Source organism: Paenibacillus antri, from assembly GCF_005765165.1.
Classification (GTDB): domain Bacteria; phylum Bacillota; class Bacilli; order Paenibacillales; family YIM-B00363; genus Paenibacillus_AE; species Paenibacillus_AE antri.
The window spans coordinates 262,283-284,528 of sequence record NZ_VCIW01000003.1 but is presented as its reverse complement, the minus strand read 5'-3'; the positions used below and the strand labels follow the sequence as shown (position 1 = coordinate 284,528).

The following is a 22,246-nucleotide window of genomic DNA, read 5'->3' as shown; positions in this document are numbered from 1 at the left end:
TTGTCGTTCGTACCTTTAAGGATACCAAACCGAAGGGGGAAAAGAAAATAGAAGAAACCCTCTCGCGAGGGAATCCATAGAAAAAAAACGAAGGCGTCAGCCGATCGCGACGCCGAGCTGCAGCACGCCTCCGTCGATCTGGCAAGCCTTCAAGTTGTACACGGGGTCCTTAAAGTTCGGATCCAACGAATGGGACGTTCGGAAACATTCGCACGCCTGTTCTACATTCCCTCTGACCGCTTGCACGCAGCCGAGCGCATTGTACGCGACCGCCTTCATCCTGCCGTCGCCCGCAAGCGAAATAATGATTTGAAGATGACCGGAAGCTTCCGCGACGTTTTCGCTTTGTAAGAAACATAAGGCCAAGAACAAGCGCGCTTGCAAGAAATCAGGGTATGCCCGGACGACCGCTTCGAACTCGCGGGCCGCTTCCGGAAACATGTACAGCTTGAAATATCCTTCGCCTCGTTGGTACTGCATCGTCTGCGCCGGCGACTCGGCGAAGGCGTCGACCGATTCGAAGAGGCCTTGAGGCTCGTGGGCTTGCGGCTTCGTCGAGGCCGCCGCCGGTTCGGGCTGAGGCCGCTGTTTGGCTTTCGCCATTTTCTCTTCGAACAACAGCCACTCCTCGATAATTTCGTCGCTCATTTCCCGAAGCTCCTGCAGCTGTTCGAGCAGCGACTCGTGTTTCGTTCCGTGCGACGCGGGCAGCGCCTCGAGGATGCCGTCCAGCTTCTCGTTCATCGATTGAAACAAGTACTTGAACATGGGCCTCCCACCTTTCGGTTGGATTCGCGACGCGAGGGTACCCTCATTTTTTGCGCCGGGGAGGCATTTCATACTGCCAAATCATTTTGACTCCGGACTCGATTACAAAATCGTCGCGTGCACTTCTTCGTTCGCCGTTTGCACGATGTTGTTGTTGCTGTCCAGAATCGCCACTTTCGGCTTATAGCTCCTTGCTTGCTCCTCCGTCATCATCGCGTAGGAGATAATGATGACGACGTCGCCCGGCTGCACGAGCCGCGCGGCCGCCCCGTTCAAGCAGATCGTCCCTTCGCCGCGCCGCCCCGGAATGACGTACGTCTCCAAGCGGGCGCCGTTCATATTGTTGACGATTTGAACCTTCTCGTTGGCTAGAATATCGACCGCGTCCATCAAATCCTCGTCGATCGTTATGCTGCCCACGTAGTTCAGATTCGCCTCCGTCACGACGGCGCGATGAAGCTTCGATTTCATCATCGTGCGAAACATGGCTCGTCACCTCTCGTTTTCATGAAATAATCGATTGTCGATCAACCGCGTTCCCCCGAACTTCACCGCGAGCGCGGCGATGAACCGTCCCGCCGCCTTCGCGACGGGTCCCTCGATCGGCTCGAGCGACGGGTACGCAAGCACCTGCGCGTAATCGAGCTCCGCCCCGGGAACGGCGCGGATCTCATCCGCGAGCTTACGTTCCAGCTCGGGCGCCGTCGTCTCCGGCGCGGCGGCGAGCCACTCGTCGATCGCAAGGAGCGACCGGCGGAGAACCGGAGCGTTCTTGCGCTGCTCCGGAGTCAAATACACGTTCCGCGAGCTCATCGCGAGGCCGTCCGGTTCGCGCAGCGTCTCGCAAGGCACGACGTCCACCGGAACGTTCAAGTCTCTGACGAACGTCTCGATGACGGCGACCTGCTGCGCGTCCTTCAGGCCGAAATACGCGCGCCGCGGCTCGATGATGTGGAAGAGCTTGGAGACGACCGTAGCGACGCCGTCGAAGTGGCCCGGGCGCGAGGCGCCGCAAAGCCGCTCCGCGACCGTTCCTCCGACGGTCACGATCGTCTTCGACGTCCCGCCGCCGCCTGGATACATCTCGTCGACCGTCGGGAGGAACGCGGCGTCCACGCCGGCGCTCTCCATGAGCGCCAAATCCCGGGCTTCGTCCCGAGGATACCGTTCGAAATCTTCGTTCGGCCCGAATTGGAGCGGATTGACGAAGACGCTCATGACGACGACGTCGTTTTCCCGTTTGGCCCGTTCGACCAACGACAGATGGCCGGCGTGCAGGTAGCCCATCGTCGGCACGAAGCCGATCGATCGGCCTTCGTTCTCGACAACGGTAAGATATTGTTTATAAGATGCTATCGTACGGAACACTTCCATGGCCGCTCACTCCTTGTCCGCCGCGCCGCCGCCGTATAGCCGCTGCAGGTCGGCTTCCTCCATATGGAACGTATGGCGCTCCTCCGGGAACGATCGTTGCTTCACGTCCGCCACGTATTCGCGGATCGCCTCCTTCACGACCGCGCCTACGTTCGCGTACGCCTTTACGAATTTCTTCGCCATCGGGTCGAGCTCGTATTGCAAAATGTCGTGGAACACGAGCACCTGCCCGTCGCAGCTTTTTCCCGAGCCGATGCCGATCGTCGGGATCGACAGCCGCTCGGTCACTTTCGCCGCCAGCTCGTCGGTGACGAGCTCCAGCACGATCGCGAACGCGCCGGCCTCCTCGAGCCGCAGCGCCTCGTCGAGCAGCTTCTCCGCCGCGGCCGACTGCTTGCCTTGCACCTTATACCCTCCGATGACATGGACCGACTGCGGCGTCAAGCCGAGATGCCCCATGACCGGGACGCCGGCGCCGACCGCCGCTCGCACCGCAGGCAAAATTTCGTTGCCGCCTTCGAGCTTCACCGCCTTGACGCCGCCTTCCCGCATGACGCGCGCGACGTTGGCCAATGTCGCGTCAACGCCTCCGTGGTACGTGGCGAACGGCAAATCCGCGACGACGAACGGCGTCTTCACGGCCCGCGAGACGATCTCCGCGTGATACACGATGTGATCCAACGTCACGGACAGCGTCGTCTCCCGGCCTTGCACGACGTTGCCGAGCGAATCGCCGACGAGCAGCACGTCCGCGCCGGCCGCTTCCGCCAGCTGCGCCGAAGGATAATCGTACGCGGTAACGACCGCGATCGGCTCGCCCTTCGACTTCATCGCCCGCAGCCGCGTCGTCGTTACTGGCTTACGGGTTCCCGATGACGATTGTTCCGACATCGCACATTCCTCCTTAGGGTTCCTTCCTGGAAAACAAAAAAATCCTTCCCGGCCCAAAGCCGAAGAAGGATGGCAGCGCAAAACCAATTCGCGCGTTCCGGCGCCGTCGGCGGCCGTGCGCGATGCGTCCCTTTCCGTCTCGGTCCTTGCGGCTCAGAGCAGAAAATAGATGGAGAAAAAAGAAAAGACAACGGCTCGGAGGTACGGTTCCGTTCGGATACCGTCCTCCTTGCGTTCTCCTTAGTATATCAAACCGTTCGATTTTGTACATAGGTCGTCTGCCGGCCCGCGCCTTTACCGGGAAATCGGTGCGGTCAAGTCGCCGGAATACATCGTGTGCACGCGCCCTTCGTCGTCGCGGACGAGCAGCGCGCCTTCCTCGGTGATCCCTTCGGCCACGCCCTCCGACACGCCCTGCGGCGTCGCGACTCGGACCCGGCCGTGCAGCGTCGACGTGAGCGCCTCCCACAGCGTGCGCACCGGACCGAAGCCTTCCTTGCGGTACGCGTCGTACAGCCATTCGAGCTGCTCGAAGAACGAGCCCACGATCGCCTCGCGCGACACCGGCGCCCCGGTCGCCTCCAGCAGCGACGTCACGCGGTCGCGAAGCTCTTCGGGCAGTTCGTCCCGCCGAACGTTCGCGGTGATGCCGACGCCGGCGATCATCGCCTTCACGACGTCGGCTTCGAGCATCGTCTCGACGAGAATGCCGCATACCTTCCGTCCGTCGATCAAGATGTCGTTCGGCCACTTGATCGTCGCGTTCGCGCCCGTCTCCTTGCGGATCGCCCGGCACAGCGCTACCGAGATGAGCAGGGTCATCTGCGGGGCAACCGCGAGCGGCACGTTCGGCTTCAAGAGGAAGCTGACATATATCCCCTTCCCGGGCGGGGAAAACCAGACGCGGCCGAAGCGGCCGCGGCCCGCCGATTGACCCTCGGCCAACACCAACGCCCCTTCCGGCGCGCCTGCGAGCAGCGCTTCGTGCGCCGCGTTTTGGGTCGATTCCACGACGTCGTACAGCTTCACCGACTTCCCGAACGCCGTCCCCGAGAACCGCTTCATCAGCTCGTCCATCCGGTACTTATCGGGACCGCGTACCAGCTTGTACCCGAGCCGGGGCACCGACTCGAACACGTACCCTTCCTCCTCCAGCCGCCGAATTCGCTTCCAGACGGCGGTTCGGCTGACGCCTAGCTCCCGGCTCAGCCGCTCGCCGGATACGTACGCGCCGGGCGCCTCCTCGAAGCACGCTAACAGCTTCTCGTTCGCCCCCATCTAATCGTCCCCTCCGTTACCGGCGCCGTATTGCGGCAGCAGCGAACGAACGCGCGTCAGCAGCGCTTCGCGTTCGTTCGCCAGCTCCCCGAGCGCCGCCTCTTCCAGCAGCCTGCCGAGCAGATCCGCCGTCCACGGTCCGCCCCTGCGCCCCCCGGCCGCGGCCAACACGTCCGCGCCGCCGATCGCGAGCTCCTTCAGCGTCTTCGCCGGCATCTCATCGAGCCAAGCGGCTCCTGCGTCGAAGTACGGCGCCGTCCAATCGAATGCAGGCAAGCCGCGATACGCCGGCTCCAGCGTCAACCAACGCCGCGCCGCCTCCTCGCCTTGCCGCAGCGCCGCGCCGATCCAAGCCCGGCGCGCGAGCTCCGTCGGCGCCCCACGCAGCGCCGCATGGAACGCGAGCGTCCGCCGAAGCGCGCCCTCGAACGCCCCGGACGTTCGCAGCGCCCGGCAGACGCCTTCGGCTTCGTCCGGTCCGAGCTCCATCCGGTCGAACCATAACGCCCAGCGAGCCAGCTCGTCCCCCACCTCGGCGAGGCGCCGCAACGGATCCTCCGCCGAGGGGGCAGCCGAGTCGGCCCCGTCGTCGTTCGCGAGTCCGAGCGCGCGCGGCAGCCGCAGCCGCTCCTTCGTCCACCGGAGCAGCTCGCTCTCGCGAAGCAGCGCCAGCGCCCGATACGGATCGCTGCCGCCGATCATGCGCGACAGCTCCGCGGCGACGCGCTCCATCGCGACGACGGCGAGCCCGGGCGCGCCGAGCTTCGCCTCCGCCCAGGTCGGCTCGTCCGCCGCGAAGCCGTACTCCGCCGCGAAGCGGACGAAGCGCAGCATGCGCAGCGCATCTTCGCCGAACCGCGCGGCCGGGTCGCCGACGGCGCGCAGACGTTTCGCTTCCAGATCGCGGCGTCCGCCGAACGGATCGACGAGCCGGCCTTCCGCGTCGACCGCCATCGCGTTCACGGTGAAGTCGCGCCGCTCCAAGTCCCCTTCCACGTCGTCGAGGAACGACACCGAATCCGGATGACGCCCGTCCGAATAATCGGACTCCGCGCGGAACGTCGTCACCTCGTAATGCCAGGAGCCGAGCGGCACCGTCACCGTGCCGTGCTTCAGCCCCGTCGGAATCGCCTCCGGGAACAACTCGAGCACCGTATCCGGCTTCGCCGCCGTCGCGATATCGATATCCTTGACGGGACGGCCGAGCAAGGCGTCCCGCACGCAGCCGCCTACGAAATAAGCGGCATACCCGCGTTCGGCCAGCCGCCGGAGCAGCCGAAGGCCGCCCCGCCCCATCTCGTCTTCGAAGAAAATCCCGTCCGTCATTCGACCGCGCACACTCGCTCCCGAACGACCTGCTCCCGCTCCCGCCCTAGAATGCGGTAGTAAATATCCTCGTACGTCTCCATGATCAGATCGTTGCAGAATACCGTCTGGGACCGCTTCGTGCAGTTCGCCGAGACGCGGGCGTACAACGTCGGATCCGTTAAGAGCCTAATGCAATCGTCGGCCATGGAGTCCGTGTCGCCGATGTCCGACAAAAATCCGGTCTCCCCGTGCTTGACGACCTCCGGGATGCCGCCGGCGGTCGTCCCGACCGTCGGGACGCCGCACGCCATCGCTTCGAGCGCGACGAGTCCGAAGCTTTCCTTCTCCGACGTGAGCAGCATGATGTCGGCGACGGACAACAGCTCCGCCACTTCGTCCTGCTTGCCGAGGAAGAGCACGCGCTCCTCCAAGCCGTACTCGCGCACGCGCGCCATCGTCTTGCCGAGCTCCGGTCCTTCCCCGATGAAGACGAGGCGCGAAGGCACCTCTTCGTTCACCCGGCGGAACACGTCGACGACGTCGGAGATGCGCTTCACCGGCCGGAAATTCGAAACGTGCATGAGAATCTTCTCGCCCTTCGGCGCGAAATCGCACCGGTAGCGCGAGCAATCCCGCGGATAATATACGCGCTTATCGACGAAATTGTACGTCAGATCGATCGGGCGCGTAATATGCAGCCGCTCCTGCGTTTCGCGAATCAGGTCGTTGGACACGGCCGTCACCGCGTCGCTGCCGTTGATGCCGAGACGAATCAGGTCGGCCATGCTTTCGTTATGCGCCAGAATCGTAATATCCGTGCCGTGCAGCGTCGTAACGACCTTCAGCGGCCGCTCGACCATCCCTTTGGCCAAATACGCGCAGACGGCGTGCGGAATCGCGTAATGCACGTGCAGCACGTCGAGCTTCTGCATATTGGCCACCTGCGCCATCTTCGCCGCGAGCGACAAATCGTAAGGCGGATATTTGAACACGTGGTAGTCGGAAACCTCGACCTCGTGATAGAAAATATTTTTGTGGTAGCCGGTCAATCGGAACGGCATGCTGTGAGTGATGAAATGCACTTGATGACCGCGCTCTGCGAGCAGCTTGCCGAGCTCCGTCGCCACGACGCCGGAACCGCCGAGCGACGGATAACACGTAATGCCGATGTTTAATTTGTCTTTGTCTCTCACCGCTGTTCACCTCCGACCCGATTCGTTGAATTCGATTCGTATCTATCTATAGATATGCACAATCCCGTCAAAATAGAGTCAGGAGCTGCGGCTGCTTCGCGGCGAACCCTTCCGCGTATCGCACGCCGAGCGCGTTGCCCAATAAGCTGTCCCGTTGCTCCACCTTCCGTAAATACCCTTGCGTGAGCGGCGTCGCGACGGCGTCGGCGTCCGACGGCTCGAATTGGCTGCGGTACGCCGCGAGCGACGCCGTCTTAGCTTCGTAATAGTCCGTTACGTCGACGGCGACGTCCGCGCGGTCCGTATCGTTGATGAAATAAAAATAAAGCCGCTCGATCGTCCAAGCGGGGACGTCCGGCATCCACCGGCGCAGCTTCGCGTTGAACGCCGCCGCTTCGATCAAGGCGCTGCACGCGACATGATCGGGATGGCGGTCCTTCCAATACGGGGCGAAGACGAACCGGGGGCGCCGCTCGCGGATTTCCCGTACGACGCGCGCAAGCTGCTCCGCGTCGCCGACCAGCCCGCGGTCGGGCAGCCCGAGATTGGACCGGTAAGCGAGGCCGAGCGCCCGGGATGCCGCTTCCGCTTCTTCCGCGCGGAGCGTCGGATTGCCGTTCGACGACAGCTCCGCGCGCGTCAAGTCGCAGACGCCGACGCGAAGTCCGGCGGCGGCGTGTTTCGCCATCGTGCCGGCCATGCCGATCTCCGCGTCGTCGGGATGAGCGCCGAAGACGAGCAGGTCGAGCGCTTCGGCTTCGTTACGCTTCGCCATGGACAACCTCTCGCCAGTCCAAGTCGCCGCGCTCGATCGCCTTCACGAGCACCTCGGCGGTGCCGAGATTCGTCGCGAGCGGGATGTTATGCACGTCGCATAACCGAAGCAGCGCGATAATGTCCGGCTCGTGGGGCTGCGCCATCAGCGGGTCCCGCAGGAAGATGATCAAATCCATCTCGTTCTGGGCGATCATGGCGCCGATCTGTTGGTCGCCGCCGAGCGGCCCCGACAGAAACCGATGCACCGTCAGCTTCGTATTTTCCATGATGCGTTGACCGGTCGTCCCGGTCGCGAACAACCGGTGACGCGACAACACTTGCTCGTAAGCGATGGCGAAATCGACCATCTCGTCTTTCTTGCGGTCGTGCGCGATCAATGAAATATTCATGCCGTTCCTCCTTGTCGTCCCCTCGTGTCAGTCCATCATGTGCTCGAAGCCGTACACCATGCCCGTCGTCTCCATCACCTTGCGCACCGCCGTCGCGACGCCGGGCATATATCCCGCCCGATCGTACGAATCGTGGCGAATTTTCAACGTTTGGCCGAAGGCGCCGAAGACGACCTCCTGCTGGGCGAACACTCCGGGCAGTCTCACGCTGTGAATGCGGAAGCCGTCGTACTCGCCGCCGCGGGACCCTGGAATCGTCTCGTGTTCGTTCGGATTGCCCTGCTTCATCCGCGCCCGCGTTTGCGAGACGAGCTCCGCCGTCTTGACCGCCGTGCCCGAAGGCGCGTCCAGCTTCTGGTCGCCATGATATTCGATGATCTCCAGATGAGGGAAATATTTCGCCGCTTCCTGCGCGAACTTCATCATCAGGATCGCCCCGATGGAGAAATTCGGCGCGATCAAGCCGCCGATCCCCGCGTCCCGGCACAACATGTCCAAATCCGAAATATGGCCGGGTGTAAATCCCGTCGTGCCCATCACCGGGCGCACCCGGCGTTCGATCGCTATGTATGCGTGGCGGAGCGCCAGCTGCGGCGTCGTAAAGTCGACGAGAACGTCGGCTTGGACGGCGCTCAGCGACTCCTCCAGATCGTGTCCGACCTCGATCCCGCATGCCGGCAAGCCGACGAGCTCGCCTGCGTCCTTACCGCGGGAAGACGGCGATATCGCCGCCGCCAATTCGAAATCGGGTTCGCTAAGCACCAGTTTAACGACCTCTCGGCCCATTCGGCCGCCCGCTCCGGCGACCGCCACGCGTATTTTCCGTTCGTTCATGTCCGTTCCTCCAAATAAACCGCGAATGATGACTTGATTTGTTCCAACAGCGCCGACGCCGTCCGGTGATTCGGAGAGAGCTCCAAGAGCTCCTTCAGCGCGGCCATGGCCGACGTATACTCCTCCATGCGATACAGCGTCGAAGCGAGCAGTACGTACGCCCCTTCTTCCAGCGGATCCAACGCCAGCGCTTGACGCAAATACGTCGTCGCGAGCGCGTCGCCGCTCGGGCCTTCCGCGATCAGCCGCTCCGCCGTCGCGATCAGCTGCTTGGCTTCCAGCGCGCGCACCTGAATGCCGTACTCCGCGCCGTCCGGCGCAAGCGACGCCGCCTTGCGCGCATGCGCGAGCGCTTCGTCGATCCGCCCGCTGCGCGCGTACGTGATCGACAGCTTATAATGATAATCCGGATTGTCCGGATCTTGCTCGATCGCTTTCTGGAACCATTCCACCGCTTGCTCGAAATGCTGCCCGAGGATCGATTCATAAGCCTTCTGCAATTCCTTCTCGCCGCTCATCGTGACCACCTCCTTTGCGGATGAACCAACGTGCAAGGGATGATGGTACAGCATATTCGCGACGCGAAGCTTAGGTGTCCCGTTTCGTCCAACGATTCGCGTCGCGCGTGTTGAATTTCTCGAGCACCATCTCGTGCGCTTTCTGCAGGTCGATGCCGAGCGAATTCGCGAAGCAGATGACGATAAACAAGATGTCGCCGAGCTCGTATTCGATGGAATTGTCCGCTTCGCCCCGCTTCTTCGGCTTCTCGCCGTACGTATGATTCACCTCGCGCGCGAGCTCGCCGACCTCTTCGGTCATGCGGGCGAGCATCGAGAGCGGGCTGAAATAACCTTCTTTAAACTGCGAGATGTACGCGTCGACTTCCTTCTGCATCTCCCGCATCGACTTGTCCGACACCGGGCTATCCCCGCCTTTCCGGTCTCCTTCGCGACCATCCTGAGGTTTATCCCTATGTTACTGCAAAGCGGGGGGATTGCACAAGAATGGAAGAGTCGCGCTTTCGCGCTCGTTTTTTGAACGGCGGATGAAAAGAATGGTACAATAAGCACGAACGTAACCGACTTTCCTTACTCTCGAAAAAGAATAGGTGTTCCCGATGCGTATCCAGAACGGAATCAAGCTTGCGAAGCAATTGTTTCCCATCATGCTCGGAACGGCGATCTACGCCTTCGGCATCCATTATTTCATCGTCCCGAACGAATTGACGGAAGGCGGCGTCACCGGCATCTCCATCCTGCTCAACTACGCGTTCGGCATACCGCTCTCGGTGTCCACGCTGCTTCTCAACATCCCGTTGTTCATCATCGGATGGAAGCTGCTGGGCCGTAAGGGCATGCTGCTGACCGGCTTCGGCACGCTGTCGTTGACTCTCTTCCTCTATATCATGGAGCGCGTGCTGCATATGGGGTTCATCGTCCCGTTCGCGACGGAGGACGACTTATTTCTCGCCTCGCTCTACGCGGGGGTCACGCTCGGCGCGGGGCTCGGCATCGTGTTTCGATTCGGGGGAACGACCGGAGGGGTCGACATCCTGGCGCGGATCGTCAATCGGACGAAGGGGTGGAGCATCGGACAGTTCTTCCTTTACTTCGATGCGATCGTGATCTCCGTGTCGCTGCTGTTCATCTCCATGGAGAGAGTGCTGTACACGCTCGTCGTCGTCTTCGTCGCGGCCAAGATCATCGACGTCATTCAGCAAGGGGAATACGCGGCGCGGGCGTTCACCGTCATCTCCGAGCGGACGCAGGACATCTCGAAGCAGATCATGCTAGAGCTCGATCGGGGCGTGACGCTCATCCCGGCGAAGGGCGCCTTCACCGGTCAGCCGAAGGAGATGCTGTATTGCGTCGTCTATCGTCACGAAACTCGGCGTCTCGAACGGATCGTTCGCCAAGCCGATCCCCGCGCCTTCATTATCGTATCGGAGGTACAGGACGTACTCGGGGAAGGCTTTAAATCCGAGGATCCCGGTTCGGACAAATAAAAAAGGCGAGGTCTCAGCCTCGCCCTTCGAAATCCCGCTCCGTCTTCACTCTCGCCACGCCTTGATCGGCCTCGTATCGTCTCCACGCGACGTAAGTCAGCACCGACACGATGAACGCCCCGAGACCCAACGACCAAAGAATCGGATGCGGCGGCTCCGCCGTCGGCGCGAGCGGCGTGACCGTCGTCTCCCGATCCTGCTCCGCGAACACTTCCCCGAGCGCCGCCTCCAGGTTCGGCATCGCCTGCCGAAGACCGTCCCAATCGCCCGAACGAAGGGCGTTCGTAAGGAACGCCGTGATCGAATCGAGCTTCACCGCCTCGGACGCGCTGCGAGACACGACGACGGCGGGACGAACGATCGTCAGATGCCCCCGCCACGAAGCGAGCGCTTCGCTTGCCGCCGGATCGTTCCTCGCCTCGACGGCCATCGCCATCTTCTCCAGATCGCCCGTCAGCGTATCGCGGAAGCCGAGCCACATCGGCTGCTCCCGGTGCGACAACGCGTCCACCGCGAGTCGCGCGGAGGCGACCTTCATCGTCGTCGACTGCCGGTCCGGAGACGACGCGTTCAACGCGCGCATCGCCGCGTTGATCGAACCGGTCACCGCTTCGATCCCTTCCACGGTCGCCAGCCCTTCGTAAGACAGCTTCGTCGATAAGACGGACAATTGAGCCACGCGAACCTTCGTCTGCTCCAGGTCGCCTTTCTGCACGCTTTGGTACGCCCCTTCGGCGGCATCGTTCATTAACCGCATCGTCTGTCGCTGCACGTCCGTTACGACCTTCTTCGCTTCCGCTTCCGGGACCGGCTCGTCCGACCCGCAGCCGGCCGCGAACAGAAGCGTCGCCGCGCCGACCGCGATCAAGGCGTAACGGCGAAATCGCCCGAAAAACACCATTGGACATCCCTCCTATCATCATGATATGGAGGGATGTCCCGGTTTAGACGCGATATTTTGCGGCAAGACGTACGCCCAGGAAGGCGCACGCGATGCCGAGTACGGATAGCGATACGGTAAACAGCTGCACCTCGCCGACATTGTCGTACAGCGGCGCGGGCAAGTACGGAAATACGCCGAACGCGTAATCGATGTAATCGTTCGTCAGCGTCCACGCCGCTCCGATCGCGACGGCGAGCGCCGTGAAACGGTAGAAGCGCATGTAGAGCAGCGCCTCGATCGCCATCGCCGAGTGGGACGCCACCAGCATCCACTCCTGCCACACGATCGTATCCCCTTGCGAAGCGCCCCAGAAGATGATCGACACCGCCCAGATGCCGTATTTCACCTGCGTGATGACCGCGAGCCCCTCCCAGACGCCTCGCCAGCTGAGCGGGGAGCCGCTTCCGGCAGGCTTCAGCGTCTCTACGCCTCGACGCGCCCGCGATGCGTCGCGGATCAAATACAAGATCGTAATGCTGAAAAATAAACTCGCCGTCGGACTGTCGGGCACGAAGACGACCAACCATTCCCCGTACTCGTTCCAAGTTCGTACCAACTGCCCCCGATACCATTCGTATCCGTACAGCGTACCTAAGACGTTGACCCACAGCAACGCTTGCAGAAACCAAGGGGAGAGCAGCAGCGAACGGCCCCACAGCCAAGAGATTCGGTCGATCACTCGCGGATTCACTCCTTAAGAAAATCGACCCGACCGCGGCTAGGCGATCGGGTCGAGTCTATGTCGTTGCGCTTAGTGCGCCGCCGGCGCTTCTTTGCCTTCGTTCTCGGCTTTCTGCAGCGCGAGCCATGCGATCAACGCGTCCATCTCTTCGGCCGTGAGGCCTTGTTCGATGTTAGCGTCGTATTGCGGCATCATACCGCCCTTGCCGTTGTGCACGATATCGGCGATCTCTTCTTCCGTGTACTTGTCGCCGATGCCGATCAGCGAAGCTGCGGCGCCTCTCATGTCAGTGCCGTGGCACTGGATGCAAGTCGCCTTCTGATAAATCTCCGCAGCCGGATCGTCCGCGAACACGACCGATTCCGCTTCCTTCGGCGGCTCCTCGCCGTTCTTGATCGCTTCGCGCTCTTCGCGCATCTTCTCTTCGCGCTCGATATGCTCCGGCACGATGCCGTTCACTTCGAGCTCGTGTTGATAGTGCGTCCAAGATACGTTCGTCAAGTAGACGATCGCGGCAAGAGATAAGAGCATCATCGCGGACGTCACCGGACGCCGGTAGAAGCGGCGCTCCGGGGAGCGGTCGAGGAACGGTGCGAGCAGCAGGCCGCCGAATGCGAGGCCCGGGATGCCCACCGTACCGAGTACGATGAACTGGTCGGACATGTACGGATACTTCAGCAGCTGGTACATGAACAAGAAGTACCAGTCCGGCATCGGAATGAAGCCGGTGTTCGTCGGATCCGCCGGGTAGCCGAGCGGCGCCGGATGAGAGACCACCAAGACGAGGACGCCTACTAACGCTACGCAACCGACCATCCATTCCTTCAGCAGGAAGTTCGGGATGAACGCTTCGGACTTGCCCGGGAATGCCGAATAGTCAAGCGGCGTATGAACCTTCGTAGGCTTCGGGACCCGCGAGTCGCCGACGTAAACGATCTTTTCGTTGTTGTCTTTACCGTTATGATGCGAACCGGCCATAGCTAATGTTACCCCCTTATCACAACGGTCCGGAGATGCCCTGCTTCCGAATCAGGAAGAAGTGCCCCGCGAGAAGCGCAAGCAGAACAGCCGGTAAGAAGAATACGTGCAATGCGAAGAATCGGGCGATCGTCTGCGCGCCTACGATGTCTCCGCCCTGTAAGAACACCTTGATCGATTCGCCGATGAACGGCACGGACGCCGCGATCTGAATGCCGACCTTGGTCGCGAAGTACGCTTTGTTGTCCCACGGCAGCAAGTATCCGGTGAAGCCGAGACCGAGCATGACGCCGAAGATCAGCATCCCGACGACCCAGTTCATCTCGCGCGGATGTTTGTACGAACCCGTGAAGAACACGCGAAGCGTGTGCAGGAACATCATGACGATAACGAGGCTCGCGCCCCAGTGATGCATGCCGCGGACGATGACGCCGAACGCGACCTTATGCTGCAAGTAGTCGACGGACGCGTAGGCGTTCACGATATCCGGGACGTAGTACATCGTCAGGAACATCCCCGACAAAATCTGAATGACGGTGATGAAGAACGTCAACCCGCCGAAGCAATAAACGAACGCGGAGAAGTGATGCGCCGGGTTTACGTGCTCCGGCACCTCGTGATCCGCCACGTCCCTCCAGATCGGCGTAATGTCGAGACGTTCGTCGATCCAGTTGTATACGGTTTTTAACATGCGACTTTACGCCTCCTCTTACACCCGTTCGTTCGGTTTGATCGGTCCTAAGTATACGAAGCCTTCTTGAATCTCTACCTGGTATTCGTCCAGCGGCGCCGGCGCGATTGCCAAGTTCTTGCCTTCCTTCGTGTAATGCGCGCCGTGACAAGGACAGAAATACTGGTTCTGGTATTCTGCGTTCGTGTTCCAGTTGACCGCGCAGCCCAAGTGCTTGCACACCGGAGACAGCGCAAAGATGTTGCCGTCCGCGTCTTTGGAAATCCATGCGACCATTTCCGGATCGCTTTCGTACCATCCGTCCACTTGATGCACGTTGAACGTGAACGATGCCGGCTCTTCTGTAATCTTGTCGACCTCGACCACCTTCACGAGCGTGCCCGCGCCTTTCGCCTGGAGCACCGGATCAACGGCAAAACGGAGCATCGGGATGACGACGCCTGCCGCCATGAACGCGCTGGCCCCGCCAAGCGTATAGGAAAGAAACTGACGGCGGGACATCTCGCGCCGCTTCGTCTCCTTGTGTTCGGACTCGTGGTTTCCATGTTGTTGATGTTCGCTCATATTCGGTTACCCCCCTTTGCCGAAACCTGTCAAATCTTGCCTTGAAAATTGTACATGCAAAGTCATAATTATAATAGCTTACGGCATAGGGGGCGTCAAGAAAGCGCAACTCGGCAAACCGCCGTTGCGCCGCGATCCGCGGGAAACTGTTGCGAAATTGTCACAACTCGCCTCCGCCGATCCGGCTCACGCGTCCGCTCCGCGCCACATTCCTTCGATCGTCCGCTTCGCGTAGGAGCGATATAACTCACTCGGCGCCTCCTTCGTCTCGGGCTCCGGCCCCAGTACCGCGGACGCGTTCCGTACGGTCAACCCCCTTAGCCTCGATTCTCCCGTCACGACGACGCAGTACCGGAAGCCGCTCCGCTTCAGGCGCTCGCAAAGCTCGTCCGTCAACGCCGCGAGCGACTCGTCGTCCGACGCGTAATGAAGCGCCGGGTACGTTACGACGCGTCCTCGATACGCTTGTTCGATCGGGTCCAGCGCGTCGCGCAGCCGCTCCAGCGCCGCCGTAGCCTCGTACGGCGACTCCTTCCCCGTCAGTCCGCTTAGGGGCAGCAGCGCAGTGTCCAGATACGGCTGCAGCTCCGCCCACCGCTCCCGTTCGATTTCGCTGAATTTCATTTTCGATCCCGCCTTGTGTCTCCATTCCGTCCGTTTCGGCGTTCCCGCCGCCGGACACTCCCCTCAATCTAACACATCCGCGGGGCGGACACCACCGACGAAGCCAAAAAGGTCTATGCCCCTCGGGCATAGACCGATTCCCATGTCGAGTCGCTATGCGATGCCCTGCAACGACCGAAGCTCGCTCGTCAATAACAGGAACGCCGCTTCGTCTCCCTGCGCCAAAGCCCTGTCGATCTCGCGGTACAGTTCTTTCTCCCGGTAGTCGCGTATGGCTTTGTCCACGATCAGTTCCGCCATTAGCAGTCGGAACGCTTCGTTAGCCGGAACCATTTTATTATCCATACGTCACCCTCCATCCCTTGAAGACGCACGCCCCATGCGACCGACGGACCTCGCGAACCGTCGGAGCGTATCCTTCTAGAAAAATTATATTCGTCGGGCGAGGCGCCGACGAAGGCGAATACCCTCATGCCGTTGGAATATGCATTCGCCCGGCGGCGGGCGAACGCCTCGTTACGGAGCCGCTTCCGGAGCCGCGTCGGCCGGCAGCGCGATTTTTTCGTCGTCCGGAACGTACACGCCCCGCACGATGCTGCTCCCAAGCTTCGTCATCTCGACCACGGTGCCTTCTTCCGGGTGCTCGCCGATGCGGAGCAGCCCTTGGTGCATCATCATCAGGACGATCCGGTTCGTGAGAATCGATTCCGGAGAGTCGTAATAATACGGCCTGATCAAAGGCGTCAGCACCCGCGACAATGTTTCCAGCGTCACCCAGCTTCCGGCCAGCCGATCGATCCAATGCACGAGCGTTTGCACGTTATGGATTGGGTTCTTATACAGCTTCAGCCAAAATTGATATACGACTCCGGGATCCGCCGGCCGGCCTTCGAGAAGCTGGGCGCGGCCCTTTTCGGTCAATAGCAGCATTCCGTCCGCTTCGTCGATCAGTCCGTTATAGAAACAATAATCGTAAATTAGAGAGAAGCGATTGGGGTAATCTTTAATTTTCCGTCCGTACCCGAACCGCCATCCGCCCTTGCCCACCAACTCCTCTTTCACGTTGAACGTCTCCAGAATCATCTGTTGGGACCGCTTGTACATCGTGCCCTCGGCGTTCAGCTCCACCTCGTACCGATCCGCGAACGACAGGAACTTGCCGATATCCTCTACGAGCATCCGCTGCTCGTCCCGGTATGCGCTCGGCTCGTCGATGACGCGAAGCTGTTTCTGGAAGGTGCGGGCCAGCGAATCGCCGAATCGCCGCTTCAGGTCCGCCGGCACTTGGTATAAATACTTCGTATGATGGGAATACCCGTTAAACAGCCACCCTTGATGCGCGAATTTCACGATCATCTGCCGAGGGCTCCACTGAGGAGGCTCGGGCTCCGCGGGCGGCTTCGCCTTTTTCGACTCCCGCTTCTTAAGCTCTTTCTTCGCAGGCTTGGCGTCGTCCCGGCCCCTCAGATCGACCGTGATCGTCGACAGGATTTCGCTCCCCGCTTCCGAAGGCGCGGCCCCGATCACGCCCGGCTTCGCCGCCTCGTAGCGGCTGATCTGCGCCCTGGCCAGCAGCTCCTCGAGCGAATAGGCGTCTCTCGGATCGAACACGAGCGAATTCAGAAACCGGATGTCTTCCACCGACAGCGTCTCGACATACCGTTCAAACACGTCCTTGCGATTTAAGGTGTTGAGGATCGATTGAATCAATTCTCTCTTGGAGTTCGTGTTGCAATCGCATGCGTAATGATCGGCGATTCGGTTCAACTGGTGAATGTCCGCATAGCTCAGCATGTCAGCTAAATTCATCGTTTGACGTCCCGCCTTTCGAATTCTCTTGCTTTTGTTACCCATTATTGGGCATTTTGCAAAAAGTATTCGCCGGGAAGCATCTTTTTTCGAATTTTGGGCACAAAAAGAGACGCCCTCGCGCAGGCGCCTTCCGCGAATCGGTATGAAATTATCGTAATGGCTTACGCCCGGATCCGGGCGAGCCAGTTCATCGTTAGAAGCGCGCAAATGAGCCCTAGCATCGACAAGACGAAGAGATAGTCGGGGTAAGAGTCCACGACCGACAAGCCCAGTACGACCGGATCTCCGATCGAAGCGACCGGTACTCCTTCGATGCCCGCCAGCGCGAACTCGTTCGTCTCGCCGCCCCCGAGGGCGTTGACGCTCATGAGCCCCGAGCTAGGCAGCGCCGCCCCGTTCGCGTCCGGCGACAGCAGGCGGTAGAGGAACGCGCAGCCGAACATCGCCAGACAGCCGGCGACGATCGAGAGCAGCCTCAACCGCAGGCGATGCGGAATCGCATGCAGCCGATCCGCCACCGGCAGCCGCCAGCCTTCGTCGGCGTAGATGCGGTCCATGACGCCGGCGGATACCCTCCCGCGCTCCGGCAGCTCGATCGACTCGCTCCACTCCATGTCCTGGAGCAGCTCGCCGCTCTCCCGCCACAGTTCGAACTCTTCCGCGCACGCCGCGCAGCGCTTTACGTGCTCGTCTACGCGGACGCGGCTCCAGTCGCCTTCCGGCTTATCCCAATATTCGGGCATCGACTCCCGGATCTCTTCGCACTTCATCGTTGTTTCATCCCTTCATATTCCTCTAGGATCGGTTCCCCCACGTAAGACTCCAATTGCGTCTTGACGCTAGCTCTAGCCCGGAACAACAACGATTTGACGGATGATACGGTTTGCCCGAGAATGTTCGCGATTTCTTGGTAGTCCATTCCGTCATACTCACGCAAGATCAATGCGGAACGCTGCTTCTCCGGCAAGCTGTTGATCGCTTCGCGCACCATCTGAACCTTCTCGCTCCGGAGCACGGTTTGCTCCGGCAGCGCCTCCGTCGACGTGATCGGCTCGTACCCGCTGTCTTCAAGATACACGTTGCCGTTCCGATTTTTCCGGAGCTCGCTGAGCACCGTATTCCGGGCGATCGTGTACAGCCAAGTCGAGAACGACGCTTCCACTTCCCGGAACGAGTGTAAGCTCCGGTATGCCTTGTAGAACGTCTCCTGACACATATCTTCGGCCATGTGATCCATGCGCGAATTTTTCAACATATGGTAGATGAAAAGCAGGATTTTCCGCTCGTAACGCGTGACCAGTTCCTTATAGAGCTGAACGTTGCCGTCCTTGATTTCCCGAATCAGCTGGGAATCGGTCATGGAAAACCTCCTTGCCGGTTTCCGTGCGCGATTCCGTTCGGCTACAAGTGTATACCATCCCCGAACGGAAAAGTTGCGGTACCTTATTTCATAAAATAAATTAGTTCGATTCGCCTATTGTCAACATAGCGATATGTAAAGATTATTCGTGTTTCTTCGTAGAAATCCTGCTTGTTTCGACAATTCCCAACGTTCCCCTCCTTCCGCCAAACCCTAGTGTACTAGAAATTCCATATATTGACTATCCCTATTTGGAAAATATCTCCGAATTCAGCCATCGGGCAGGGGGAAAAGGGCAAAAAAAAGACCGCCTCGCGGCGGTTGCACAGAGTGCCATATATCGGATAGGAGTGGAGAGAAACCATACTGTACTTTTAGTATATGTATCCGTTTTCATTTTGTCAACACTTTTTTTAAAACGCTTTCAGTTGTACCGTATGCCCACTACTGCGTACTTGAGTACTTATTCTCCGCCCGGGGGAAAAGTACTTTATTTTCGGAAATAATAGACTGCCCCTCGTCCGCCGTCCGCCGAGGCGTTCCCGCGACCAACTACGTACATAGTGCGTACTTTCTGCGTACAGGGTACCTATTATCTGCTTACTTGGCGCGCGCTTTCCTAAACCTAGAAAAAAACCGCCCCTCGTCGGGACGGCTTGCAACATCCTAATAGTGCACGATATACCCTTCTTGTTCCAACAACGTCTTCGCGCGCCCCAAGTCGTCCTCGTTGCCGAACGACATCCGAAGCGATCCCGGTCCGCCCGGCGTAGGCTCCAAGATGCCGATGTTCCTCAGGTTGATGCGCCAGCTGCCGAGCAGCGTCGTCAGCTTGCCGATCGTGCCGGGCTCGTCCGCCACTTGCACGTAAAACTCGTAGTGCGTCGTCGCGATCCCGACCCGACGCTCCGGCAGCGCGCTGCGGAACGCGGACGCCGTGCGGAACTGCGCCGCGATGCCTTCCCCGTCTTCCGCTCGGAGGATGTCCATGAACCGCTCCGTCTCCGAGATCCATGCCTGCAGCAGTTCCAATAGCACTTCGCGGTTGCTCACGCAGATGTCGCGCCAAATCGTCGGATCGGCGGAAGCGATCCGCGTAATGTCGCGGAAGCCCCCGGCGGCCAGCTTCTCGTAGCCGTCGTCCGACTCGCCCAAGCGCGCGACCAAGTTGACGAGCATCGCCGCGACGATATGCGGCAGGTGGCTGACCGCCCCGACGATGCCGTCGTGCGTGCGCGCGTCCATCCGAACGAGTCTCGCGTTCGTATACGCCAGCAGCTCCACCAGGGCGTTATAGGACGTCTCCGGCGTCGAGGACGTCGGAGTCAACACATAATAGGCGTTCTCGAACAGCTTCGACGTCGCGGCTTCGACCCCGGAGCGCTCCTTGCCGGCCATCGGATGGCCGCCGATGAAGACGGCGTCGCCGAACGAGAGCCGCGAGGCCGCTTCGACGATCTCGCCTTTCGTGCTGCCGACGTCGGTAATGACCGCGCCCGGCTTCAGCGGGCAGCGGGACAACGCCTCCAAGTAATCGTTCAGCATGCCGACCGGCACGCACAGAAACAAAAAGTCGGCATCGGCCGCCGCTTCCTCGAGCGACGTCGTCCCTTCGTCGACGACGCCTCGATCCACGCACTTCCGCACCGATTCGGACCTCGGCGAGTGGCCCACGACGCGGAAGCCGGGGCGCCCCTTGAAGCACAGCGCCAGCGACCCGCCGATAAGCCCTACTCCGAAAATCGCGATTTTCGTCATTCGGCGGCCACAGCCGTCTCTTGCAGCACGGCCGTCAACGCTTCGATGAACGTCCGATTTTGCGCTTCGGACCCGACCGTCACGCGAATCATGGTCGGGAAGCCGATCGAGGCGGTATGGCCTCCGCGAACGATGACGCCTTTCTTCAGTAGCTCCTCGTATACCGTCTTGGCGTCCCTGGCGCAATCGACCAATACGAAGTTGCCGTGCGCCGGGAAGCTGCGGAGGCCCAGCCGGTCGAACTGCTCCCGCAGGTAGACGATGCCTGCGGCGTTCGCCTTGCGGCAGCCGTCGATGAACGCTTGATCCTGCACGGCGGCGAGCGCCGCGGCTTGCGCGAAGCCGGTCGTGTTGAACGGCTCCCGCACTTGATTGATCGACTTGATCAATTCCGGTCGTCCGATGCCGTAACCGATGCGCAAGCTCGCAAGGCCGTACGCCTTCGAGAACGTCCGCAGCGTGACGACGTTCGGGTACTTCTTCACGAGCTCGAGGCCGTTCGGGAAACGCTCGTCGACGACGTACTCGATGTACGCCTCATCCAAGACGACCATAACGCTCGACGGCACGCGCGCCAGGAACGATTCGACTTCGTCTTTCGTGACGATCGTGCTCGTCGGGTTGTTCGGGTTGCACACCCATACGACCTTGGTCTTGTCCGTTACGGCGGCGAGCATCGCCTCGAGGTCGTGCGTCCCGTCCTTGAGCGGCACTTCGACGACCGTCGCGCCTTCGATCTCCGCGTTATGACGATATTGCGGGAACGTCCGATCCGCCATGATCGTCTCGTCGCCCGGCGACAGGTACGCCCGCGCGATCATAAGGATCACTTCGTCGGAGCCCGCGCCGAAGACGATCTGATCCGGCGTCACGCCGTGCAGCGCGGAGAGCGCGCTTTTCAGTTCGACGCTGGCGCCGTCCGGATAGATGTTCGCTTGATCCACGTGCGCGATGATCGCTTCTTTCGCCTTCGGCGAGCAGCCGAACGGATTTTCGTTGGAAGCGAGCTTGATGACGTCGGTCAGACCGAGCTCCCGCTTCACTTCGTCGATCGGTTTGCCGGGCTGGTATACCGGCAGGTGCATGATTCTCGCTTTCGGTTGCATCCTCGAACCCACTCCTAACCCATTACTGTCATGTGAAAATAATACAACCATTGTATCGCATCCGGCGAACCGCATCCACGCTTATTTCGCGCCTTTCAGCTCCCGCACGAAGTCGCCGACCGCGCGAGCCCCTTCGGCCCGCGTGGCGGGATTGCGGAGCTTCTCCTCCTGCTCTTCGATCTTGCGCACGATCGCGCTGCCGACGATGACGCCGTCGCAGCGGCCTTCGAAGCGGGCGACCTGCTCCCGGTTCGAGATGCCGAAGCCGATCGCGATCGGCACGTCGGTCGAGCCGCGCACCGTATCGAGGAACGCGTCGATATCGTTCGCGAACGAGGAGCGTTCCCCCGTGACGCCGAGCGACGAGACGCAGTAGACGAAGCCCCGCGCCTTCTTCGAGATCGCGCTCACCCGCTGGCTCGACGTCGGAGCGACGAGCGGAATGAGATGAAGTCCGTGCGACTCCGCGAGTCCGCGAAGCTCCTCGTCTTCTTCGATCGGCAGATCCGGAACGATCATGCCGGAAATGTTGTTCGCCTTCAGCAGGTCGAAGAAGCGGTCGAAGCCGAGCTGCAGAATAGGATTGTAGTAAGTAAACAATATGAAAGGCAGCTTCACGCCCTCTTCCTTCGCGCGCTGCGCGATCCCGATCACGTCCAGAATCGTCGTCAGCCGGCCGCTCAAGGCGCGCTGCGACGCCCGCTGGATGACCGGGCCGTCGGCCAGCGGGTCGGAATACGGCACGCCGAGCTCGATCATGTCCGCGCTGGCCGCTTCCAGCTCGCGGATCAACGCGAGCGACGCGTCCAGATCCGGGTCGCCGATCGTAAGGAACGGAATGAGCGCCGTCCGGCCTTCCGCCTTCAATGCGGCGAACGTCGTATCGATAGCGTTCACGGCTACGTTTTCCA

26 protein-coding genes are annotated in these 22,246 nt (G+C 60.7%); 1 reads left to right on the top strand and 25 read right to left on the bottom strand.

The window, feature by feature from the left end; genetic code table 11:
- Positions 1–96 precede the first annotated feature (96 nt).
- The 12 genes from FE782_RS07110 to FE782_RS07055 form a co-directional block, all read right to left on the bottom strand.
- Complete coding sequence (locus FE782_RS07110; protein WP_138193367.1) at positions 97–768, bottom strand: tetratricopeptide repeat protein; 672 nt, start codon at positions 766–768, stop codon at positions 97–99.
- A 102-nt stretch (positions 769–870) separates the two neighbouring features.
- Positions 871–1,254, bottom strand: coding sequence for an aspartate 1-decarboxylase (gene panD, locus FE782_RS07105; RefSeq protein WP_138193366.1), 384 nt, complete (start codon positions 1,252–1,254; stop codon positions 871–873).
- Positions 1,255–1,260: 6 nt separating this feature from the next.
- Complete coding sequence (panC, locus tag FE782_RS07100; RefSeq protein WP_138193365.1) at positions 1,261–2,142, bottom strand: pantoate--beta-alanine ligase; 882 nt, start codon at positions 2,140–2,142, stop codon at positions 1,261–1,263.
- 6 nt (positions 2,143–2,148) lie between these two features.
- Positions 2,149–3,033: a 3-methyl-2-oxobutanoate hydroxymethyltransferase gene (gene panB, locus FE782_RS07095; protein ID WP_138193364.1), complete on the bottom strand. Its 885-nt coding sequence runs from the start codon at positions 3,031–3,033 to the stop codon at positions 2,149–2,151.
- 294 nt (positions 3,034–3,327) lie between these two features.
- On the bottom strand, positions 3,328–4,311 hold the full coding sequence (locus FE782_RS07090; RefSeq protein ID WP_138193363.1) for a biotin--[acetyl-CoA-carboxylase] ligase: 984 nt from the start codon (positions 4,309–4,311) through the stop codon (positions 3,328–3,330).
- Positions 4,312–5,637, bottom strand: a complete 1,326-nt coding sequence (locus FE782_RS07085) for a tRNA nucleotidyltransferase/poly(A) polymerase-related protein (protein WP_202914491.1) — start codon at positions 5,635–5,637, stop codon at positions 4,312–4,314.
- Positions 5,634–6,812: an N-acetyl-alpha-D-glucosaminyl L-malate synthase BshA gene (gene bshA, locus FE782_RS07080; protein ID WP_138193362.1), complete on the bottom strand. Its 1,179-nt coding sequence runs from the start codon at positions 6,810–6,812 to the stop codon at positions 5,634–5,636. The genes FE782_RS07085 and bshA overlap by 4 nt, the downstream gene beginning before the upstream one ends.
- Positions 6,813–6,879: 67 nt before the next feature.
- Entirely contained in the window at positions 6,880–7,587 is a 708-nt protein-coding gene (gene bshB1 / locus FE782_RS07075; protein ID WP_138193361.1) for a bacillithiol biosynthesis deacetylase BshB1, read from the bottom strand.
- Entirely contained in the window at positions 7,574–7,978 is a 405-nt protein-coding gene (locus FE782_RS07070) for a methylglyoxal synthase (protein WP_138193360.1), read from the bottom strand. The genes bshB1 and FE782_RS07070 overlap by 14 nt, the downstream gene beginning before the upstream one ends.
- A gap of 27 nt (positions 7,979–8,005) precedes the next feature.
- The gene (dapB, locus tag FE782_RS07065) at positions 8,006–8,812 is read right to left on the bottom strand and encodes a 4-hydroxy-tetrahydrodipicolinate reductase (RefSeq protein ID WP_138193359.1); all 807 of its coding nucleotides are present in this window, start codon (positions 8,810–8,812) and stop codon (positions 8,006–8,008) included.
- Positions 8,809–9,330 (bottom strand): tetratricopeptide repeat protein, encoded by a 522-nt coding sequence (locus FE782_RS07060; protein ID WP_158299276.1) that lies wholly within the window; start codon positions 9,328–9,330, stop codon positions 8,809–8,811. The genes dapB and FE782_RS07060 overlap by 4 nt, the downstream gene beginning before the upstream one ends.
- 70 nt (positions 9,331–9,400) lie before the next feature.
- Entirely contained in the window at positions 9,401–9,715 is a 315-nt protein-coding gene (locus FE782_RS07055) for a nucleotide pyrophosphohydrolase (RefSeq protein ID WP_138193516.1), read from the bottom strand.
- Positions 9,716–9,929: 214 nt separating this feature from the next.
- Between FE782_RS07055 and FE782_RS07050 the strand changes: the two genes are divergently transcribed.
- Positions 9,930–10,817, top strand: coding sequence for a YitT family protein (locus FE782_RS07050; protein WP_138193357.1), 888 nt, complete (start codon positions 9,930–9,932; stop codon positions 10,815–10,817).
- 13 nt (positions 10,818–10,830) lie between these two features.
- On the opposite strand, the gene FE782_RS07045 is transcribed toward FE782_RS07050, so the two are convergent.
- From FE782_RS07045 to trpA, 13 genes are all read right to left on the bottom strand, one after another.
- Positions 10,831–11,718 (bottom strand): sporulation protein YpjB, encoded by an 888-nt coding sequence (locus FE782_RS07045; protein ID WP_138193356.1) that lies wholly within the window; start codon positions 11,716–11,718, stop codon positions 10,831–10,833.
- A gap of 43 nt (positions 11,719–11,761) precedes the next feature.
- Positions 11,762–12,439: a DUF1405 domain-containing protein gene (locus FE782_RS07040; protein ID WP_238392372.1), complete on the bottom strand. Its 678-nt coding sequence runs from the start codon at positions 12,437–12,439 to the stop codon at positions 11,762–11,764.
- A gap of 72 nt (positions 12,440–12,511) precedes the next feature.
- A complete protein-coding gene (locus FE782_RS07035; protein WP_138193355.1) occupies positions 12,512–13,420 on the bottom strand; it encodes a menaquinol-cytochrome c reductase cytochrome b/c subunit in 909 nt (302 codons plus the stop codon).
- A gap of 19 nt (positions 13,421–13,439) precedes the next feature.
- Positions 13,440–14,111, bottom strand: a complete 672-nt coding sequence (qcrB, locus tag FE782_RS07030; protein WP_138193354.1) for a menaquinol-cytochrome c reductase cytochrome b subunit — start codon at positions 14,109–14,111, stop codon at positions 13,440–13,442.
- 18 nt (positions 14,112–14,129) lie between these two features.
- Positions 14,130–14,675, bottom strand: coding sequence for a QcrA and Rieske domain-containing protein (locus FE782_RS07025; RefSeq protein WP_138193353.1), 546 nt, complete (start codon positions 14,673–14,675; stop codon positions 14,130–14,132).
- A 186-nt stretch (positions 14,676–14,861) separates the two neighbouring features.
- Positions 14,862–15,299, bottom strand: coding sequence for a DUF2487 family protein (locus FE782_RS07020; protein ID WP_138193352.1), 438 nt, complete (start codon positions 15,297–15,299; stop codon positions 14,862–14,864).
- A 153-nt stretch (positions 15,300–15,452) separates the two neighbouring features.
- Positions 15,453–15,644, bottom strand: a complete 192-nt coding sequence (locus FE782_RS07015; RefSeq protein ID WP_138193351.1) for an IDEAL domain-containing protein — start codon at positions 15,642–15,644, stop codon at positions 15,453–15,455.
- Between the two features lie 171 nt (positions 15,645–15,815).
- Positions 15,816–17,108, bottom strand: coding sequence for a hypothetical protein (locus FE782_RS32565; RefSeq protein ID WP_202914490.1), 1,293 nt, complete (start codon positions 17,106–17,108; stop codon positions 15,816–15,818).
- A 164-nt stretch (positions 17,109–17,272) separates the two neighbouring features.
- A complete protein-coding gene (locus FE782_RS07005; RefSeq protein ID WP_138193350.1) occupies positions 17,273–17,881 on the bottom strand; it encodes an anti-sigma factor family protein in 609 nt (202 codons plus the stop codon).
- Positions 17,878–18,471 carry an RNA polymerase sigma factor gene (locus FE782_RS07000; RefSeq protein WP_138193349.1) on the bottom strand — a complete coding sequence of 198 codons (594 nt, stop codon included), beginning with the start codon at positions 18,469–18,471 and terminating at the stop codon, positions 17,878–17,880. The genes FE782_RS07005 and FE782_RS07000 overlap by 4 nt, the downstream gene beginning before the upstream one ends.
- A 666-nt stretch (positions 18,472–19,137) precedes the next feature.
- On the bottom strand, positions 19,138–20,229 hold the full coding sequence (locus tag FE782_RS06995; protein WP_138193348.1) for a prephenate dehydrogenase: 1,092 nt from the start codon (positions 20,227–20,229) through the stop codon (positions 19,138–19,140).
- Positions 20,226–21,335, bottom strand: coding sequence for a histidinol-phosphate transaminase (hisC, locus tag FE782_RS06990; protein ID WP_138193347.1), 1,110 nt, complete (start codon positions 21,333–21,335; stop codon positions 20,226–20,228). Before hisC ends, FE782_RS06995 begins: the two co-directional genes overlap by 4 nt.
- An 81-nt stretch (positions 21,336–21,416) precedes the next feature.
- Positions 21,417–22,232, bottom strand: coding sequence for a tryptophan synthase subunit alpha (gene trpA / locus FE782_RS06985; protein ID WP_138193514.1), 816 nt, complete (start codon positions 22,230–22,232; stop codon positions 21,417–21,419).
- Between the last annotated feature and the right edge of the window lie 14 nt (positions 22,233–22,246).

Excerpts from the sequence above, each read along its gene's own strand:
- FE782_RS07070 (WP_138193360.1), bottom strand. The coding sequence starts at position 7,978 with ATGAATATTTCATTGATCGCGCACGACCGCAAGAAAGACGAGATGGTC.
- panB (WP_138193364.1), bottom strand. The coding sequence starts at position 3,033 with ATGTCGGAACAATCGTCATCGGGAACCCGTAAGCCAGTAACGACGACG.
- FE782_RS06995 (WP_138193348.1), bottom strand. The coding sequence starts at position 20,229 with ATGACGAAAATCGCGATTTTCGGAGTAGGGCTTATCGGCGGGTCGCTG.
- FE782_RS07045 (WP_138193356.1), bottom strand. The coding sequence starts at position 11,718 with ATGGTGTTTTTCGGGCGATTTCGCCGTTACGCCTTGATCGCGGTCGGC.
- FE782_RS07110 (WP_138193367.1), bottom strand. The coding sequence starts at position 768 with ATGTTCAAGTACTTGTTTCAATCGATGAACGAGAAGCTGGACGGCATC.
- bshB1 (WP_138193361.1), bottom strand. The coding sequence starts at position 7,587 with ATGGCGAAGCGTAACGAAGCCGAAGCGCTCGACCTGCTCGTCTTCGGC.
- FE782_RS07015 (WP_138193351.1), bottom strand. The coding sequence starts at position 15,644 with ATGGATAATAAAATGGTTCCGGCTAACGAAGCGTTCCGACTGCTAATG.
- panC (WP_138193365.1), bottom strand. The coding sequence starts at position 2,142 with ATGGAAGTGTTCCGTACGATAGCATCTTATAAACAATATCTTACCGTT.
- FE782_RS07000 (WP_138193349.1), bottom strand. The coding sequence starts at position 18,471 with ATGACCGATTCCCAGCTGATTCGGGAAATCAAGGACGGCAACGTTCAG.
- FE782_RS07035 (WP_138193355.1), bottom strand. The coding sequence starts at position 13,420 with ATGGCCGGTTCGCATCATAACGGTAAAGACAACAACGAAAAGATCGTT.
- FE782_RS07085 (WP_202914491.1), bottom strand. The coding sequence starts at position 5,637 with ATGACGGACGGGATTTTCTTCGAAGACGAGATGGGGCGGGGCGGCCTT.
- qcrB (WP_138193354.1), bottom strand. The coding sequence starts at position 14,111 with ATGTTAAAAACCGTATACAACTGGATCGACGAACGTCTCGACATTACG.
- FE782_RS32565 (WP_202914490.1), bottom strand. The coding sequence starts at position 17,108 with ATGAATTTAGCTGACATGCTGAGCTATGCGGACATTCACCAGTTGAAC.
- FE782_RS07055 (WP_138193516.1), bottom strand. The coding sequence starts at position 9,715 with ATGCGGGAGATGCAGAAGGAAGTCGACGCGTACATCTCGCAGTTTAAA.
- FE782_RS07060 (WP_158299276.1), bottom strand. The coding sequence starts at position 9,330 with ATGAGCGGCGAGAAGGAATTGCAGAAGGCTTATGAATCGATCCTCGGG.
- FE782_RS07020 (WP_138193352.1), bottom strand. The coding sequence starts at position 15,299 with ATGAAATTCAGCGAAATCGAACGGGAGCGGTGGGCGGAGCTGCAGCCG.
- FE782_RS07050 (WP_138193357.1), top strand. The coding sequence starts at position 9,930 with ATGCGTATCCAGAACGGAATCAAGCTTGCGAAGCAATTGTTTCCCATC.
- FE782_RS07005 (WP_138193350.1), bottom strand. The coding sequence starts at position 17,881 with ATGAAGTGCGAAGAGATCCGGGAGTCGATGCCCGAATATTGGGATAAG.
- FE782_RS07025 (WP_138193353.1), bottom strand. The coding sequence starts at position 14,675 with ATGAGCGAACATCAACAACATGGAAACCACGAGTCCGAACACAAGGAG.
- hisC (WP_138193347.1), bottom strand. The coding sequence starts at position 21,335 with ATGCAACCGAAAGCGAGAATCATGCACCTGCCGGTATACCAGCCCGGC.
- dapB (WP_138193359.1), bottom strand. The coding sequence starts at position 8,812 with ATGAACGAACGGAAAATACGCGTGGCGGTCGCCGGAGCGGGCGGCCGA.
- FE782_RS07090 (WP_138193363.1), bottom strand. The coding sequence starts at position 4,311 with ATGGGGGCGAACGAGAAGCTGTTAGCGTGCTTCGAGGAGGCGCCCGGC.
- panD (WP_138193366.1), bottom strand. The coding sequence starts at position 1,254 with ATGTTTCGCACGATGATGAAATCGAAGCTTCATCGCGCCGTCGTGACG.